This window comes from Streptosporangium sp. NPDC023825 (genome assembly GCF_040639575.1).
Taxonomy (GTDB): domain Bacteria; phylum Actinomycetota; class Actinomycetes; order Streptosporangiales; family Streptosporangiaceae; genus Streptosporangium.
In genome coordinates, this window is sequence record NZ_JBFAAE010000026.1 from 41,999 (window position 1) to 56,949 (window position 14,951).

The 14,951-nt window shown below is 69.5% G+C and carries 18 protein-coding genes; 9 read left to right on the forward strand and 9 right to left on the reverse strand.

Features of this window, described 5'->3' with window-relative positions; all coding sequences use genetic code 11:
• Positions 1-372: 372 nt before the first annotated feature.
• From AB0G15_RS22810 to AB0G15_RS22820, 3 genes are all read left to right on the forward strand, one after another.
• Positions 373-1,833, forward strand: a complete 1,461-nt coding sequence (locus tag AB0G15_RS22810) for an arabinofuranosidase catalytic domain-containing protein (protein ID WP_362843005.1) — start codon at positions 373-375, stop codon at positions 1,831-1,833.
• A gap of 319 nt (positions 1,834-2,152) precedes the next feature.
• A complete protein-coding gene (locus AB0G15_RS22815) occupies positions 2,153-2,551 on the forward strand; it encodes a hypothetical protein (protein WP_362843008.1) in 399 nt (132 codons plus the stop codon).
• Entirely contained in the window at positions 2,514-2,699 is a 186-nt protein-coding gene (locus AB0G15_RS22820) for a hypothetical protein (protein WP_362843011.1), read from the forward strand. The genes AB0G15_RS22815 and AB0G15_RS22820 overlap by 38 nt, the downstream gene beginning before the upstream one ends.
• A 32-nt stretch (positions 2,700-2,731) precedes the next feature.
• Here the strand turns inward: AB0G15_RS22820 and AB0G15_RS22825 are convergent, their stop codons facing one another.
• The gene (locus AB0G15_RS22825) at positions 2,732-3,190 is read right to left on the reverse strand and encodes a putative dsRNA-binding protein (RefSeq protein ID WP_362843014.1); all 459 of its coding nucleotides are present in this window, start codon (positions 3,188-3,190) and stop codon (positions 2,732-2,734) included.
• Positions 3,191-3,193: 3 nt separating this feature from the next.
• On the opposite strand from AB0G15_RS22825, the gene AB0G15_RS22830 reads away from it, so the two are divergent.
• Entirely contained in the window at positions 3,194-3,352 is a 159-nt protein-coding gene (locus tag AB0G15_RS22830; protein ID WP_362843016.1) for a hypothetical protein, read from the forward strand.
• Positions 3,353-3,499: 147 nt separating this feature from the next.
• On the forward strand, positions 3,500-4,318 hold the full coding sequence (locus AB0G15_RS22835; protein ID WP_362843019.1) for a hypothetical protein: 819 nt from the start codon (positions 3,500-3,502) through the stop codon (positions 4,316-4,318).
• A 98-nt stretch (positions 4,319-4,416) separates the two neighbouring features.
• Here AB0G15_RS22835 and AB0G15_RS22840 read toward each other — a convergent pair whose 3' ends face one another.
• Entirely contained in the window at positions 4,417-4,674 is a 258-nt protein-coding gene (locus tag AB0G15_RS22840; protein ID WP_362843172.1) for an alpha/beta fold hydrolase, read from the reverse strand.
• Between the two features lie 765 nt (positions 4,675-5,439).
• Here AB0G15_RS22840 and AB0G15_RS22845 point away from each other — a divergent pair.
• The gene (locus AB0G15_RS22845; protein ID WP_362843022.1) at positions 5,440-5,994 is read left to right on the forward strand and encodes a hypothetical protein; all 555 of its coding nucleotides are present in this window, start codon (positions 5,440-5,442) and stop codon (positions 5,992-5,994) included.
• A gap of 212 nt (positions 5,995-6,206) precedes the next feature.
• Here the strand turns inward: AB0G15_RS22845 and AB0G15_RS22850 are convergent, their stop codons facing one another.
• The 3 genes from AB0G15_RS22850 to AB0G15_RS22860 are packed head-to-tail and all read right to left on the reverse strand — an operon-like array spanning position 6,207 to position 7,822.
• Entirely contained in the window at positions 6,207-7,148 is a 942-nt protein-coding gene (locus AB0G15_RS22850; RefSeq protein WP_362843025.1) for an SDR family oxidoreductase, read from the reverse strand.
• A gap of 52 nt (positions 7,149-7,200) precedes the next feature.
• Positions 7,201-7,455 (reverse strand): hypothetical protein, encoded by a 255-nt coding sequence (locus AB0G15_RS22855; RefSeq protein ID WP_362843028.1) that lies wholly within the window; start codon positions 7,453-7,455, stop codon positions 7,201-7,203.
• Positions 7,456-7,510: 55 nt separating this feature from the next.
• Positions 7,511-7,822: an NAD(P)-binding domain-containing protein gene (locus AB0G15_RS22860; protein WP_362843031.1), complete on the reverse strand. Its 312-nt coding sequence runs from the start codon at positions 7,820-7,822 to the stop codon at positions 7,511-7,513.
• 150 nt (positions 7,823-7,972) lie between these two features.
• On the opposite strand from AB0G15_RS22860, the gene AB0G15_RS22865 reads away from it, so the two are divergent.
• Both AB0G15_RS22865 and AB0G15_RS22870 read left to right on the forward strand, forming a co-directional pair.
• Complete coding sequence (locus AB0G15_RS22865; RefSeq protein WP_362843034.1) at positions 7,973-8,443, forward strand: MarR family winged helix-turn-helix transcriptional regulator; 471 nt, start codon at positions 7,973-7,975, stop codon at positions 8,441-8,443.
• Between the two features lie 60 nt (positions 8,444-8,503).
• Entirely contained in the window at positions 8,504-8,911 is a 408-nt protein-coding gene (locus tag AB0G15_RS22870; protein ID WP_362843175.1) for a pentapeptide repeat-containing protein, read from the forward strand.
• A 468-nt stretch (positions 8,912-9,379) separates the two neighbouring features.
• Here AB0G15_RS22870 and AB0G15_RS22875 read toward each other — a convergent pair whose 3' ends face one another.
• The 4 genes from AB0G15_RS22875 to AB0G15_RS22890 all read right to left on the reverse strand — a co-directional run bounded on the left by AB0G15_RS22875 (position 9,380) and on the right by AB0G15_RS22890 (position 14,102).
• A complete protein-coding gene (locus AB0G15_RS22875) occupies positions 9,380-9,619 on the reverse strand; it encodes a hypothetical protein (RefSeq protein ID WP_362843037.1) in 240 nt (79 codons plus the stop codon).
• Positions 9,620-9,799: 180 nt separating this feature from the next.
• On the reverse strand, positions 9,800-10,039 hold the full coding sequence (locus AB0G15_RS22880) for a hypothetical protein (protein WP_344748988.1): 240 nt from the start codon (positions 10,037-10,039) through the stop codon (positions 9,800-9,802).
• Between the two features lie 453 nt (positions 10,040-10,492).
• Positions 10,493-12,550, reverse strand: coding sequence for a glycoside hydrolase family 44 protein (locus tag AB0G15_RS22885; RefSeq protein ID WP_362843041.1), 2,058 nt, complete (start codon positions 12,548-12,550; stop codon positions 10,493-10,495).
• A gap of 472 nt (positions 12,551-13,022) precedes the next feature.
• Complete coding sequence (locus AB0G15_RS22890) at positions 13,023-14,102, reverse strand: Gfo/Idh/MocA family oxidoreductase (RefSeq protein WP_362843044.1); 1,080 nt, start codon at positions 14,100-14,102, stop codon at positions 13,023-13,025.
• A gap of 115 nt (positions 14,103-14,217) precedes the next feature.
• Between AB0G15_RS22890 and AB0G15_RS22895 the strand changes: the two genes are divergently transcribed.
• On the forward strand, positions 14,218-14,796 hold the full coding sequence (locus tag AB0G15_RS22895; protein ID WP_362843046.1) for a TetR/AcrR family transcriptional regulator: 579 nt from the start codon (positions 14,218-14,220) through the stop codon (positions 14,794-14,796).
• Positions 14,797-14,951: the final 155 nt, after the last annotated feature.

The following is a 14,951-nucleotide window of genomic DNA, read 5'->3' on the forward strand; positions in this document are numbered from 1 at the left end:
ACTACCCTCCGGTCCGCTGGCAGCCTCGCCGCGCCGCCCGCCGGCGACGCGGATGAGCCCGTGCGCGACCGGGGTATTCCGCTCGCGGCTCACCGCCCGGCGGACGCCTAGGATGAAAGTTTCACGGCGTCTCGTCGCGGCGGTGCGGACGCGTCCCGGCAAGAGCCCAGGTGGTGCGCCGACGGCGCCCGGATGTCCGGGGGATCGGATCCACGCTCTTGACGCCGGGACTCTCGTTGAATTGACTCCAGCCATACTGTCAGCCGCGAACCGGCATCGGGCGAGAAGTGATGTTAGCGCTAACATCCCCTCTGGCCAGGCCTGCCGCGCCCGCGTCGTCCGATCGTGATTTCCTGACCGGAAGAAGAAGACATGATGCTTTTCGGGAGCCTGAGACGGGCGTTGGCGGCCGGTGTGAGCGTGGTGGCCGCCGCCGCCTGCCTGGTCGGCGCCGGCGGCGCCGCCCGGGCCGCCGCCACCGGCCCGTGTGACATCTACGCCGCGGGCGGCACGCCGTGCGTGGCCGCCCACAGCACCACCCGCGCCCTGTACGGCGCCTACAACGGCCCGCTGTACCAGGTGCGCCGCACCTCCGACAACACCACCCGCGACATCGGCGTGCTCAGCGCCGGCGGCGTCGTCGACGCCGCCACCCAAGACACCTTCTGCGCCAACACCAGCTGTTTGATCACCATCTTGTACGACCAGTCCGGCCGCAACAACCGCCTCACCCAGGCCCCGCCCGGTTTCTGGCCCGGCCCCGGGCCCGGCGGCTGGGACAACCTCGCCGACGCCAAGGCCGCCCCGATCACCATCGGCGGCCAGAAGGCCTACGGGGTGCGCATCGAGCCCGGCACCGGTTACCGCAACAACAACACCAACGGTGTGGCGACCGGCGACCAGCCCGAGGGCATCTACGCCGTCGTCGACGGCACGCACTACAACCAGTGGTGCTGTTTTGACTACGGCAACGCCCAGACCGACGGCCAGGCCGACGAGCGCGCCATCATGGAGACCGTCTACTTCGGCGCCAACAAGCAGTGGGGTTATGGCGCCGGGGCCGGTCCCTGGATCATGGCCGACCTGGAGTGGGGCCTGTTCTCGGGGGTGAACGCCGGCTACAACAACATCGCGCCCATCAACCACCGCTTCGTCACCGCCATCGTCAAGGGCGAGCCCAACCACTGGGCCATCCGCGGCGGCAACGCCCAGTCCGGCGGCCTGACCACCTACTACGACGGGCGGCGCCCCAACGGCTACCACCCGATGAAGAAGGAGGGCGCCATCCTGCTGGGCATCGGCGGCGACAACAGCGTCTCGGGCCGCGGCACCTTCTTCGAGGGCGTGCTGACCTCGGGGTATCCGACGGAGGCCACCGAGAACGCGGTACAGGCCAACATCGCCGCCGCCGGCTACGCCCCGTCCGGGGGGACCAACCCGCCGCAGGGCTCCCAGATCGTCGGCGCCCAGTCCAACCGCTGCCTCGACGTCACCGGAAACAGCACCGTCAACGGGGCCCAGGCGCAGCTGTGGGACTGCGGCAGCGGCACCAACCAGCGCTGGACGCAGACCTCGGGCAAGCAGCTGCAGGTGTACGGCAACAAGTGCCTGGACGCCTTCGGCCAGGGCACCGCCAACGGCACCCAGGTGATCATCTGGGACTGCAACGGCGGCACCAACCAGCAGTGGAACGTCAACGCCAACGGCACCATCACCGGCGTGCAGTCCGGCAAGTGCCTGGACGCCAACGCCGCCGGCACCGCCAACGGCACGAAGCTCATCCTCTGGTCCTGCAACGGCGGCAACAACCAGCGCTGGAGCCTGCGCAGCTGACTCCGGCCGGCCGGTTCGGCGCGTGAGGACGAACGGGGGAGGCGCCTCACCGGCGGAGGTCCGGGCACCCGGGCGGGGCCGTGGCCCCGGGGCCGGGTCTCCGCCGGTGAGGAGGTCGGCGAGGAGTCGGCGCGGCACCGGCCGGCGGCGCCGCCGGCCGGTCCACGGAAGACGCGGCACGCGCCTCGCCGCGGGGGCCCGACCTGGTGGGTGGCACCCCGGTGCGGCCCGTGCGGGCCGACGGTGTGACCCTGGACGAACGCGGATGTCCGACCGTGGGCAGATGCCGCGTGATCCGGTGAGGCGATACCGTCCCATCATGGAATGGGCCGGCTGGCGGCGCGGTGGAAGGGACGTCACCGACGCGGCGGTGGCGGTCGCCGTGGCGCTGCTCATCAGATACGCCATCGTCGATCCGCCGGGACCGTCGCTGCCGTGGTCGGCGTGGTCGGCCTGGCCGGTGGCGGCGGTCCTGAGCTTTCCGATCGCCGTCCGGCGGCGTCGGCCGTGGGCCATGCTCGCCGTCGCGTGCGCCGCGGGCGCGGGGGTGGCCGTGGCCGGCGCCGTCGCGGCGGGCGCGATCTGGCTGACCTTCGTGTCGGCCGTGCTCGTGCTGTACCTGGTGGCCACCACCATTTCGCGCGGCCGTCGACATCGCCGAGAACGCCTCCTGGAGCGACGTGGCGTGGGAGGCGATCAACCTCTACGTCGTCGCTGAACACGAGATGGGGCTGGCCTCACGCATCGTGCTCGCCCACGACCTGGCCCGGGGAAAGGTCCGCCGGGTCACCCGCTGGGAATGGCTGACCGGCATCACCGACGACGTACGCGAGCAGCTACGCCGCCAGCTCGACGACGACTTCTGACCACCAGCCGCCCGCGTTCGCCGCCGGCATCCTCACTCCGCATCAAGGCGGGCCAGCAACGCGGCGGCGGCCGCCGACCGCGCGGCCGCCTTGCTGGCCCCGCTCCCCTCACCGCGCACAGGCGTGTTCGTGGCGAGCAGGCGGGTGGCGGCGGCCGCGGTGAAGGCCGGGGCGTGCGATGGCCCGGTCGATTCCACCGTCCAGGTGACCGTCTCGATGCGGCCCTGCTGGGCCAGCTCGTTCAACACGCTCACCGGATGACGCTCTCCCGACCCCACCCCGCCCGACGACCCCGACGAGCCCGCCGTCACCGGCACGGCCAGGCTGATCTGGATGCCGGCTTCCTTCAGCCACGCCTTCAACGTGGAGGTCTCCACGTTCAAACTCTCGGCGGCCTGGCGGATCGTCAGCCCGCCCGACAGCAGCGTTTGAGCGATGTCGACGACGCGGGCACGTTCGCGGCGCCGGTCGTCTTCGGTGGGCAGGTCCATCGCGTGGGCGCGATCGGCGGGCCGGTCCTCGACGGCGCCACCCTCAGCGCGGGCCTTCCCTCGCAGGTGAACTTCTACCTGTTCGCCCTGCCCGCGCTGGTCGGCGCCACGCTCATCTGGGTCGCGCCACACCGGGCACCAGAGGTCGGAGAGACCGGGTGAGACGGCGCCCAAGGAAGCCGTCCTCGGTGCTGTCCCACAGGCCAGCCGCGGCGGGGCAGGCGCGCCTGCTCATCACTATGGACACTGGCCGGGGCATCTGACACGATCACCGTCCGGCTCTGACCCGTGGCGGGGGTGGTGGAACCCGTGCTTCGACCGGTCGCCGTCGTGACGGCGCTCGCACTCGGCTTGGTGATCGTGCTCACGTCCGCTCACAAGGCGGCTCCGGGGTGGGAGGTGTGGGCGGGCCTCGCCTTGGCGCTCAGCGCCGCCTCCGGCGCTGTGTTCGCCCATGGTGTCCAGCGTTGGAGAGAGCTGACAGCCGTTTGCTCCGTACGCGTCCGGGAGGTGGTCCGCCCGCTCGGCGCCCTGTTCCTGCTGGCCCTCCTGCTGGTCGTGCTTGCCCTGCTCCTGTCTCCGAGCACGCGCGCGGGCTGGCGGGGCTGGGGGCTCTCGGCGATCGCGTGCGTGGGCGCCCTTCCTGTCACGGCGACGATGTCGGGCATCCGCCGGTCGGCCGGGGTGCTGGATGGCGGAGCAGGCGCCCGGGTGGCTGCACTGATCGCCCTCCGGCGGCTGCTGCGGCGGCTGCTTGGCGCTGTCGGCTTGCTCGTGGCACTGGCGACGCTCGCGCTCGGCGCCTCTCCCGCCCCGTTGTCGTCGCGAGGGGTCGTCCTGATTTTCGGCGGCGCTGGATCGCTGCTGGTCGCCCTGACGTATGGTCCGGCCCGGGCCGCGCTGCGCGAGGCCGCCAGCCGTCTGTGCGACGAACTGGTGCCCCTTGGCGGCGCCGATGACGCCGCGATGGTGATCAGTCGGGCCGACGAACGCGCGAAGCTGGAGCAGGTCCTGGAGGTCGACCACAATCTCATGACCGACCTGCAAACGGGCCTGGTGATTGTCGGGCCGCTGCTGTCCAGCGCAGCCACCGCGTTCCTGCCCGGATCCGCGGGATCAGGATCATGACGGGGTGAGCCGGGCACTCGAGCGTTACCACGGCTGATGCCGCGGAGCAGCGGCCACAGTGGGCCGGCTCCGCGGCACGCACCCGCCTGAACAGCTGCTTACCGAACGGCAGCGGCCGCCTTGGTGATCACCGTGAAGACCTCGCCCGGCCGTGAGACGGCCGCGGCGTGGGAGGCGTCCAGTTCGGTCACGCGGGCCTTCATCCGCTTGGCCGCGAACCGCTGGGCTTCGGCAGGGATGGCGTTGTCCCGCTTGGCCACCACGAACCACGACGGCAGGTCGTGCCAGGCCGCCTTCGGGGGGTCTCGGTAGTGATCGCGGAAAATCCAACGGATATGAGTCTGACCTGCACGGATGGGGCTTGGCCCGCCGTCCCGTGATCGTTTTTCTCAAGGAGTCTCCGCAGATCAACAGCAACATCGTTGGATTCGCGGCCGTTACTAGGGGTGCCGGTAAGAATCGCGCCACCAGCCCCAAACGAGAACGTTCTCCCAGATCAGAAGACATGCATCTGGCGACGCATCACTCCATCGAACCGGCTGCCTTTCCCCGATAAGAGTCGTTGACCTGCAGGTTTCTGTTCGTTTGGGGCTGGTGGCGCGATCCTTACCGGCACCCCCATAAGGACGCCACTTTCAGTTGATCATGAGAGGTGCGCCATGGGCGGCGTGGTCGCAAGGAGGCGAGGGCGCGGACGCGGTCGGCGATGATGTGCCGGGTGACCTTGAAGGTGAAGGCCATGTTTTCGAATTCGTGCGGGACGTCGGGGTGGAGGTGGGATTCAACCGGGACGCCGGCCTGGCTGAGGCGCAGGGCGTGGGTGAGGTCCTCGTTGCGGAAGGTCGAGCTGGCTGACTTCGATGTAGGTGACTCCCGGCGGCCCCGGCGGGGCCAGGGATGGATAAAGGAAGTACCGGCGGTAGGCGCACACCTCGCGGTCACCGTCCTGGCTCCCGACCTTCCTGCTGATGAAAGTTACACCGAACTCCTGAGAGAGTCGTCGGCCGTCCTGGGAGCCGGGACCAGCCGAGTGGGCCCGCCTGTCGGCCGACGAGACGGCGGCACACGACCGCGGCGCCGTCTACCAGTGCGAGCTGCAGCCCGATCACCCGGGATCGCACGTGTCACTGGCGCAGTCCTTCGGTAACCGCAACGTCTGGCTGCGCTGGGCCGGCCGCGTCCGGGAGCTGGTCGAGCTGCGGCTCTGTCTGGCCGATGACGGCTCCATCGACGACCCCGAGGGGTGCCTGTTGTTCCACGGCCATCCCGGCGAGCACACCTTCGTCCCCGGGGGGTCGCCTACAGCCGCGAGGCCTCACCGCAGATGCGACGCAAGCTGGACGACCTTCTCGCCGCGGAATAGTCCCGGCCCGGCCCTTCCGCGGCCGTGGCGCTGCTCAGCGTGTGCGCCGTCCGGGTCCGGCGAGCTGGTCTCCCCTACGGTCGGCTCGGTGGCCGCCGGCGCCGGACACACCGTCATCCTGTTCCGGCGCAAGGGCAGGAAGACCGACCTCACCCCGGTCCTGTCCCAGGTCCGCGCCCTGCTGGAGCCGCTCCTGGAGGGCCGCGCCCCGGCGAGGATGAGGGGCGGCCGGAGTACGCCAGAAACACACCGCGCCATCCCATCCCCGCAGGCCATCGCCACCATGTCCGGCCGGGCCTGTCTGAGCATGTAACGGATAACGTGCCCGAGCCGCGTGGCTGCCGTCTTCACGCCGCCACTGGTCAACGGCATCATGACGTCGACGATGTACGCGATAACGATCCCTTATCCGGTACATCACCCAGCCCCGCGGTGTCCTTCTGGCGTACTCGGGGCGTGAGGAACATCGGAACCGGATCGTGCGTCTGCACGCCGCGTGACGGCCCTCCGCTCGGGTCCTTGCCATCAGCTGGCGGGGAAGTAGTGGCCGTTGTCCAGATCGGCGAGCAGGCCGGGCTGAGCGGGTTCCCAGCCGAGGGTTCGGCGGGTGACGAGGTTGGACGCCGGGTAGCTCTGCGTGACGATGTTCGCGAGGAACCCGAAGTATCCCGGCAGCACCAGTTCGTCCACGGGAACGCTCACGGCGGGCAGGCCCAGACGGCTGCCGATGGCCTCGGCGATCTCCCGGAACGGGATGCCCCCGTCGTCGACCGCGTGCCAGTATTTGCCGGCCGGGCCCTTCTCCAGCGCCAGGCGGAACAAGGAGGCGACATCGCGGATGTGCACGGCGTTCCACAGGTTCGCGCCGTCTGCGGGGTAGCCGATGAAGCCCTTCTCCTTCGCGAGCGCGATCAGCGTCGGGAGGAAGCCGGCACGATCGGTCGTGCTGTGCGCGATGTTGGCGATCCGCACGACCGAAGACCGCACGCCCTGCTCGGCGAGGCCGACTACGGCGGTTTCCACGACGTTACGAGCCCGCAGGGTGCCCTTGTGCTCATCGCCACCGGGAAGGGCCGGGTCCTCCTCGGTGGCCGTCCGGCCCAGGAATCCCTGCCCGGGCGAGCCGATGCTCCCCGCCGCGACCAGCGGCTTTCCGGTTCCCGCCAGTGCCTCGCCGTAGGCGAGCACGATCGGGAACTCGGCGGCAGCCACGGCGTGGACCCCGCCGGAGAAAAGCAGGTCTTGCCGGTGCGCGACGTGGATGACGCCGTCGGAGTCCGCAGCCGCCTCCTTGAGCCCGTCGAGATCCCCGAGGTCGCCGCGACGCACCTTCGCGCCGAGCGCGGACAGCGCCGCCGCAGCCGTGTCCGACCGGGCCAGGCCGGTGACCTCGTGCCCGGCGGCGATGAGCTCGGGGATGATGTACGAACCGGAATGGCCGGTCCCGCCAGTGACGAAAACGCGCATTCTGCCGTTCCTTATGAGTGAGGTGGCGCGAGAATTGGTGGTGCGGGTGTGCTCAGCTGAGGTTGCTGACGCCGAGGGCGAAGTCGAAGTCCCCCACGCCGTGGCGGGCCAGGTTGATCATCAGTAGGCCCGTCCCTTCCAGCGAGTGCGCCATCTCCAGGCCTCCGGCATCCAGGGGGCGCAACCCGAGGCTCTCGATGAACGCCGACACGCTTGCCTTGGCCCGCGCGTCGTCGCCGGCGAAGAGCACGTCCAATGGGCGCCCCGGGGTCAGGACGTGGCCGAAGACGGTGTTGAACGCCTTCACGACGTGCGCGCTCGCCGGGGCGGCCTTGGCGATCTCCTGCGCGGCGGAAGTGCCGTCAGGGGTGGTCAGCCCGGGCGTCGGCTTTCATGGGGTTGGTGATGTCGATGATGACCTTGCCTGCTAGCGCGTCCCCGTACTGGGCGACGACCGGCACGGCGCTGGCGTTCGGCACGGCGAGGATGACGAGGTCGCCGGCTGGGGAGGTGCCGAATGTCCCGGCCGTGGCGCCGCCGCCGAGCGCGGCGGCCAGGTCCTTGGCCTTGGCCGCGTCGCGACCGACGACCTCGACGGCGTGGCCGCCCTCGACCGCGCGGGCGCCAATGGCGCGGCCCATACCCTCCAGGCCGATGATGCTGATACTGCTCATGGGGTGCCTGCTTCCTGGAGCTGGATAGGACGACAAGCCCACCCGCCGTTGTCAACGGCTGTGTCATCGACGCACCCATTTGGTTAACGTGTGAACCAGAACGTACGCGGCACTTGGTTAACATGTCAACCAGACGGTAAAGTGACGTGCGTGACCGAGCCGCGGTGGTTGGACGAGCGAGAACAGCAGGCCTGGCGCAGCTTGATGAAGATGCATGACGGCCTGTCGGAGTTCATCGAGCGGCAGCTGCGCAACCGGTGCGGGCTGTCCGGCGCCGACTACCAGGTCCTGGCCCATCTCTCCGAAGCACCCGAAGGCCGGCTGAGGTCGTTCGAACTCGGCCAGTTGTTGCACTGGGAAAAGAGCCGCCTGTCGCAGCACCTGGGCCGGATGCAAAATCGCGGCCTGGTGTCCCGCGAGCGGTGCCTCGCCGACCAACGGGGGGCGGTAGTCGCCATCACTCCCCGGGGCAGCGACCTGATCAAGGTCGCGGCTCCGCAGCACGTGGCCGACGTCCGCGACGTGCTCATCGATCATCTCACTGCGACAGAGATGGCGATGCTCGTCACCATCGGCGACAAAGTAGCCGAACGGCTGGCGGCGCTGGAACACAAGCACTGATACCCGATCCCGGACCTCATCGCTCACGAACTGCGTGCGTGTCAGACCGCTGCCTACAGAATCCGCGGGCGCCGGCACAGCCGTTCGCGATGCACGACCCACAGCTACGACCCGCTCAACGCCTGGCTTGATCAGCGAGATGCCCCCTGGAAGGCGCGGCTCACGGGTGCGGGGCTGAGCTGGACGACGCCCACCCGCGCGGATCTCACCGACGCGACGCTGACGCACGCGAACATGAGGTTCGCACGACTGCGCTCACCGGAGGTCTGCACGCCCGCAGCGTGCAGACCACTTCGCGCATCCGTGCAGACGACTTCGGAACCGATAGGGCGAATCCCCAAAGGAGGCCTTCGGGGAGGATCGGTACGGAAATTAGCGGTAGAGCTCACTACCTGCGGTGCTTCGGAAACTAGACCCACCATCGATCGGGTTCCGCCGGGATATGACGGGCGACACGGGATGCTCTGAGCTGCTGGAAGGCCCCTCCTTGCATTCCTACCGCCAAAATCCGCACCGACCCTCCCCGAAGGCCAGTCCGCACGCAACAGGAGAGGGTGGCACCGCTTCCTCACCTTTCCCGGCCACGCCCCCTTGGCCTGTCCGGTCGGCAAGCGTCGACCACACTCCCAGGCCGGGGCGAGACGGAAGACGTCGTCAGGCCGATCGCGCCCGCGCGTAGAGTCCTGGCGAAACTGGTGAAACTCACTGACGTCGACGCGGTGTCCCGCTCCCGGGGCCTGGCCGTTGTGGTCAGCTTTTCGGTGACTTTGCGGAGGGTCGGGGCCCTGCCCGGGTGCGCGTGCAGGGTGTGCAGGGTCGTTTCAACTTTCCCGTACGCGCCATGACGGGCGGCGGCCGCGACGTACCCGGTGCGGGGTTTCGTCGCTCGCCGGCGCCCGCCGCGGTGGGCGACGAATCACACGCCCTCATCCACCTTTACGAGGTCGGGCCCTCCTCCGCTGCCTCCTTGGTTTTCAGCTCGTGAAGACGGTCTCGAACATGGAGAAGGGCAAGGCTCCCCACCACGGCCTTGAGGAGCAGCAGGGAGAGGACCAGCGCACCGCCGCCCCAGTTCTGATACATCAGGACCAGTAGGTACACCGCAATCACCGCGCACATCACCGCGAGAATCAGGCTCACTCGCGACCACAACGTGCTTCTGATCATCTTGCCCATGATTCGATCAGACCTCCTGGCCATAGTCGACGCGAGGGCCTCATCTTTACGCACCACCATGAGCCTGAGCAGAGGTTGGAACATTGATCTCACCCCGCCGCTGCCAAGTCGCACCCGACGAGGAAACCCGGGACGTGAACTTGGGATGAGGCGCGTTATCCCCGGCGTGCCAGGCGCCGCTCAGTCGGCCAGGCAGACGTACCAGGTCGACTCGCCGTAGATGGAGCGGCTCCAGGCGTCGCGGTCCCAGCCGGTCACCGCTCGCCCGGTCAGGGCGGTGACGACGGCGGCCGCCGCTTCCTGTGCCCCGGCCTGGTCGCGGGCCGCGATGCCGTCGCCGAACAGGCCGAACTCCGGGACGTGCAGGTCGCCGTCGGGCCCGTACAGGTGCCAGCGGCCGTCGACGCGCGCCAGGCACACATCGGTCTCGCTCCACTCCCGCCCGGCCGGGACGTCTTCCCACCCCCCGGGACGTCCGCGAGGACGTCCCGGGGGGTGGGAACTGAATACGTGAGAAAGGGGCCACGACGAAACCGGAACCCGCCGGCGCCGCAGCACGGGTCACCGAGGAACCGCGCCGTCGTGGTCAGTCCTTCGGTGGTTTTCCGGAGGGGCGAGGTCTTGCCCGGGGCGCCGGGTCGACGGGCGGTCACCGTGACGCGACCGGCATGGGTTTCGTCGCTCGCCGGCGCCCGCCGCGGTGGGCGACGAATCGCGGTCGCCGTCCTTGCGGCCGCACGAGATCGTCGGCGGCCGCAAGGACGGCGCGGGCCCTCAGGCATGCGCGCGTGAGTGCCTCCCGAAACCTCAAGGCCTGACCTCGCCAGACCTGGACCGGCCCGCGCTCACCCGAGCGCGGGCCGGTCCCGTTTCTCATACCTTCACGCAGGTCGCGCCGTTGAGCTTGAACTGGGCGGGCACGTCGTTGGCCGTCCCGGTCCGGGAGGCGAGGAAGCCAAACTCGGCGCTGCCGCCCTTGGCCGGCAGGGACGCGTTCCAGTTCACGTTGACGACGCTCACGTTCGCGCCGCTCTGGTTGTAGCTGCCGTTCCAGGACTGGGTGACTTTCTGGCCGTTGGCGTAGGTCCAGTCCAGGTGCCAGCCGTTGACGGCGCTCGCCCCGGTGTTGACGATCTTCACGCCGGCCTGGAAGCCGCCCTGCCACTGGTTGACGATCGTGTAGGCGACCGTGCACGAGGCACTCGGGGACGGGCTGGGGCTGGGGCTCGGGGAGGGGCTCGGGGACGGGCTCGGCGAAGGCGAGGGCGAGGGCGAGGGGGACGTCGTGGTTCCCTTGGGGACGACGATCGTGGTGATCGAGTTGGCCGGGAACGTGCCGGTGAAGCCGGACGCCGACACCGTCAGGTTCGCCCCGTGCTGGATCGTCGTCAGGTCGGCGTCACCGTAGCGGTACACCTGGGCGGTGCCGGCCCGGCCGGTCAGGGCCACATCGCTGGTCAGCTCGCCGCCGCTCTTGTTCACCACGACGAGGGTCAGCGCCTGGTCGGCGGCCCGTTCGGCTGCGTACACGGCGAGTTTGTCCTGGTCGGCGCTGGTGGCCTTGACCGACGTCTCGCCGAACGCGCCGCCGGCGCCGTCGTAGTTGCGGAACATGCGGAACGCGTAGGCGACCGGCTGCGCGGTCGTCGGCGCCGTCCACAGCGTGGCCAGGTCCAGGCCCTCACGGCCGAAGATGCCCAGCACGTCGGCCTGGGCCAGCGCGCCGTTGATGTGCCCGAAGGCGCCCCAGTTGTACTCGGTGATGGCCACCTTGGTGCCCGGGTAGTGCTGGGCGACCAGGTTCTTCATCCGGGGGATGAACTGCACCGGGGTGTTGATCCAGCTCTCGTCCACGTACGTGGGATCCCACAGCTGGCGGGTGCTGCGCAGCCGCAGCGCCTGCGTGGCGGCGTCGACGTTGTCGCCGAGGACGCCGCTCTGCTGGGGGTAGATGTGGTTGTCGAAGTAGTCCAGGATGCGGGTGCCGTGCGCGCTCTCGTAGGCCTTCATCTGATCCAGGTACCAGGCGCCCAGGTCCTGGCCGCCGTGCGCGGCCTTGTCGGGCGGGTTGGACCAGCAGCCGGTGCGCCCGCACACGTCCTGGTCCAGGCCGGAGTAGATGAGGGAGTTCAGGCCCCAGCCGACCGGGCCGAGCGTCTTGGCGCCGGGGTCGGCGGCCTTGACGGCCGCGCCGTAGGCGTAGGTGCGATCGCGGAGTTCGTCGTAGCCCAGCCCCTCCGGCCGTACGTCGCGGTGGGTGGAGAACCACAGGTCCGGCTCGTTGTCCAGGTTGTAGAACCTCACCCCGCCGCTGTTCGCGGCGCCGTAGCGGGACTTCAGGTGGGTGATCCAGTCGGTGACGTAGGCGGGGGTGATCTCGACGCTGGTGTCGTGCGGGTCGTTGCCGGTGATGTTGGTGCCGTCGGGTTTCTTGCCGTTGCCGCAGTCGGGCTGCCACGGGTCGGTCGACTGCTGCGGCCCGTACTTGGCGACGCTGAACCCGCACGCCTTGGCGCGCGCCTTGGGCGCCCAGCCGATCAGCGGCAGCGTCAGGATCGTGTCGGCGCCGGTGGCCACGTTCTGGTCGACGAACTCGTCGCTGTCGGACCCGTCGGGCAGCGTGGAGGGGTCGGTGTTGTCGTTGGGGATGTTCTCGAAGTACCAGTCGGCGGCCCGGTTGCTGGTGTCGTTGCGGAAGTCGTAGCGGGTGGTGGCGTTGCCGCCCCACCGGTGCACCGGCAGCCGCAGATCCCGCGCCAGCGCCGCGTCGGCGAAGTTCATGCCGTACACGTACGGGCTGATCGCGTGACGCGAGGCGGACGCGTCCACGCTGAGCACCGGACCGGCCGCGGCCTGGGCGGCGCCGCCACTGACCTGAACGGTGGCGGCGGCCAGCAGGCCCACGCTAATCAACAGTGCTCTGATACGCACGTCGTACCCCTTCCATCGACTGGGAGCGCTCCCACGATGGGAGGGGAACGCACACCCGTCAAGGACGGCCCGTGCGCGAGCGCCATCGTGGCCGTCCGGGCGTGAAAGTTTCGGAGCGGTACGACATGAGGGAGCGTGAGGCGGACGTCGGCGGCGATGTAACGGCGGTGCAGCGGCGGCGGCTGACCGTTCCCCTACTTGGGGTCTCGGTAGTAACGGCCGCGAATCCAACGATGTTGCTGTTGATCTGCGGAGACTCCTTGAGAAAAACGATCACGGGACGGCGGGCCAAGCCCCATCCGTGCAGGTCAGACTCATATCCGTTGGATTTTCCGCGATTACTACCGGGACCCCGAGTGTGACGGCCGACCGCGCCGACCGCGCCGAGGTCGCGGCGCGCGAGTCTTGAAAACCGTCCGCGCGGTGGTCACGGTGACCGTGGGCTGTGCCTTGGACGCCTGGTCTTGGTGGGTTACGAGATTTCCTGGGCGATTCCATCAACCGCCGACCGTTCGATGGCGGCAAGGAGCCGGTGGTGGCGCAGGGCGCTCTCGAAACTCGGGTGTGGCTGCCGGTCTTCGGCGATGGCCCGGGCGACCTCCTGGTAGAGGGCCGCGATGTTGGCCGGCGGGCCGGACCGGACGCCGGCGGGGACAGTGCGATAGGTGTCGGGCACGGTCAGGACGTCGCCTCCGATCCTGATGTCCCAGTCGCCCCAGTGGATGAACGTCCCGCGCTGGGCCGGGCTGGCGGTCAATGTTCCGTCGCTGCCGACGAGCTTGAGCAGGAACGCGTCCTGGATGGGTCCGTTGCCGCCGTGCACGGCGACGGACGCGGTGGCGCCGCTCGTCAGCAGCCCGTGTAGCAGCACGTGGCTAGGTGTGGCGTTGGGCACAGCCCGCTCCGTCCCGGCGACCAGCACGCGGTCGTGCGTGCGGGGCAGTCGTGCAGAGACCTCGCACAAGGGGCCCGCGACCCGTTCGAGCGCGGCCAGGAAGTGGCCGGCCATGATGGTCAGGATGTTGGTTCCCTCTGAGGGGTCGAGGCCGAACACCAGGTTCGGCCAGATTTGACTGCCGCCCCAGGGCGCGCCCTCCGCCACCAGCGCCACCGATTCGAGCGTGCCGATCCGGCCTTCGGCCAGCAGGTCGGCGGCGAAGCGGGCGCTCGGCGAGTGGTGCCCCTGAAGGACGACCGCGTGGACGACGCCTGCGGCGGTGGCGGCCTCGGTCAGCTCGCTCGCTTCGTCGACATCGACGCCCAGCGGCCACTCGGACACGACGTGCTTGCCGGCCTTGAGCGCGGCCCTGATCACAGCGGCATGCCCGGAGGCCTTCACCGAGACGACGACCAGGTCGACCTCGGGATGCGCCGCGAGCTCGCCTGCGTCGGCGAAGGCGTGCCGCACGCCATGGGCGGCGGCCGCCCGGTCCGCGCTGGCCTGATTGGTGGTCGCGACCGCGGTCACCTCAAACTCCTCAAGCGCGGCCAGTGCGGGGAGGTGCGAGCCGTCCGCCCAACCGCTGGCCCCGACGACTCCGACTCGGATCATGCGTCACTCCTTAGTTATGTACCTTGCGGTATAAAACTAGAGCGGTGCGGTGTTCTGGCGCAAGAGATAACGTACCGATAGGTATAAAACTCGGGGAGACAGCACGGAGGACGGCATGCCCGGCGGACGCCCACGCTCGTTCGACGCAGACACCGCGCTCGACCGCGCCCTGGAGGTGTTCTGGCGGCACGGCTACGAGGGCACCTCACTGACCGACCTGACCACCGCGATGGGCATCAACAAGCCGAGCCTCTATGCCGCCTTCGGCAACAAGGAAGAACTGTTCGCCAAGGTCCTGGCCCGCTACCTCGACGGCCCCGGGGCCTACACTGCCGACGCGCTGGACGCGCCCACCGGCCGCGAGGTCATCGAGCAGCTGATCCACGGAGCCGTGGACCTGACCGCGGGCCAGAACACGCCCCACGGCTGCCTGTGCGTCAACAGCGTGCACGCCCGCGGGCCCGACGCGCACACCGTACGCCAGGACGCCATCGCGGTGCGCAAGGCCGGTGAGGCAGCGCTGCGCAGGCGGCTGGAGCAGGCCACCGATCTGCCCTCCCACTACGAACCGGCCGCCCTGGCCGCACTCGTCCACACCATCTCCGACGGCATCGCCGTCCAGGCGGCAGCCGGCCGCAGCCACGACGAGCTGCGGCAGATCGGGGACCTGGCGCTGCGCGCCCTGCTGGACTGAAAGCCCTCAGACCACCGCCGCGCCGCATCCCAAGGCCCCGTTACCAGGCACACAGAACGATCAGCCCCCAAAGGCAGACCACCCGGCGCCCTCAGCAGGACGTCCGTTCGACTGCCACATCAGCCTCGAAACGCCGGGCCCCGGACGCATCAGAA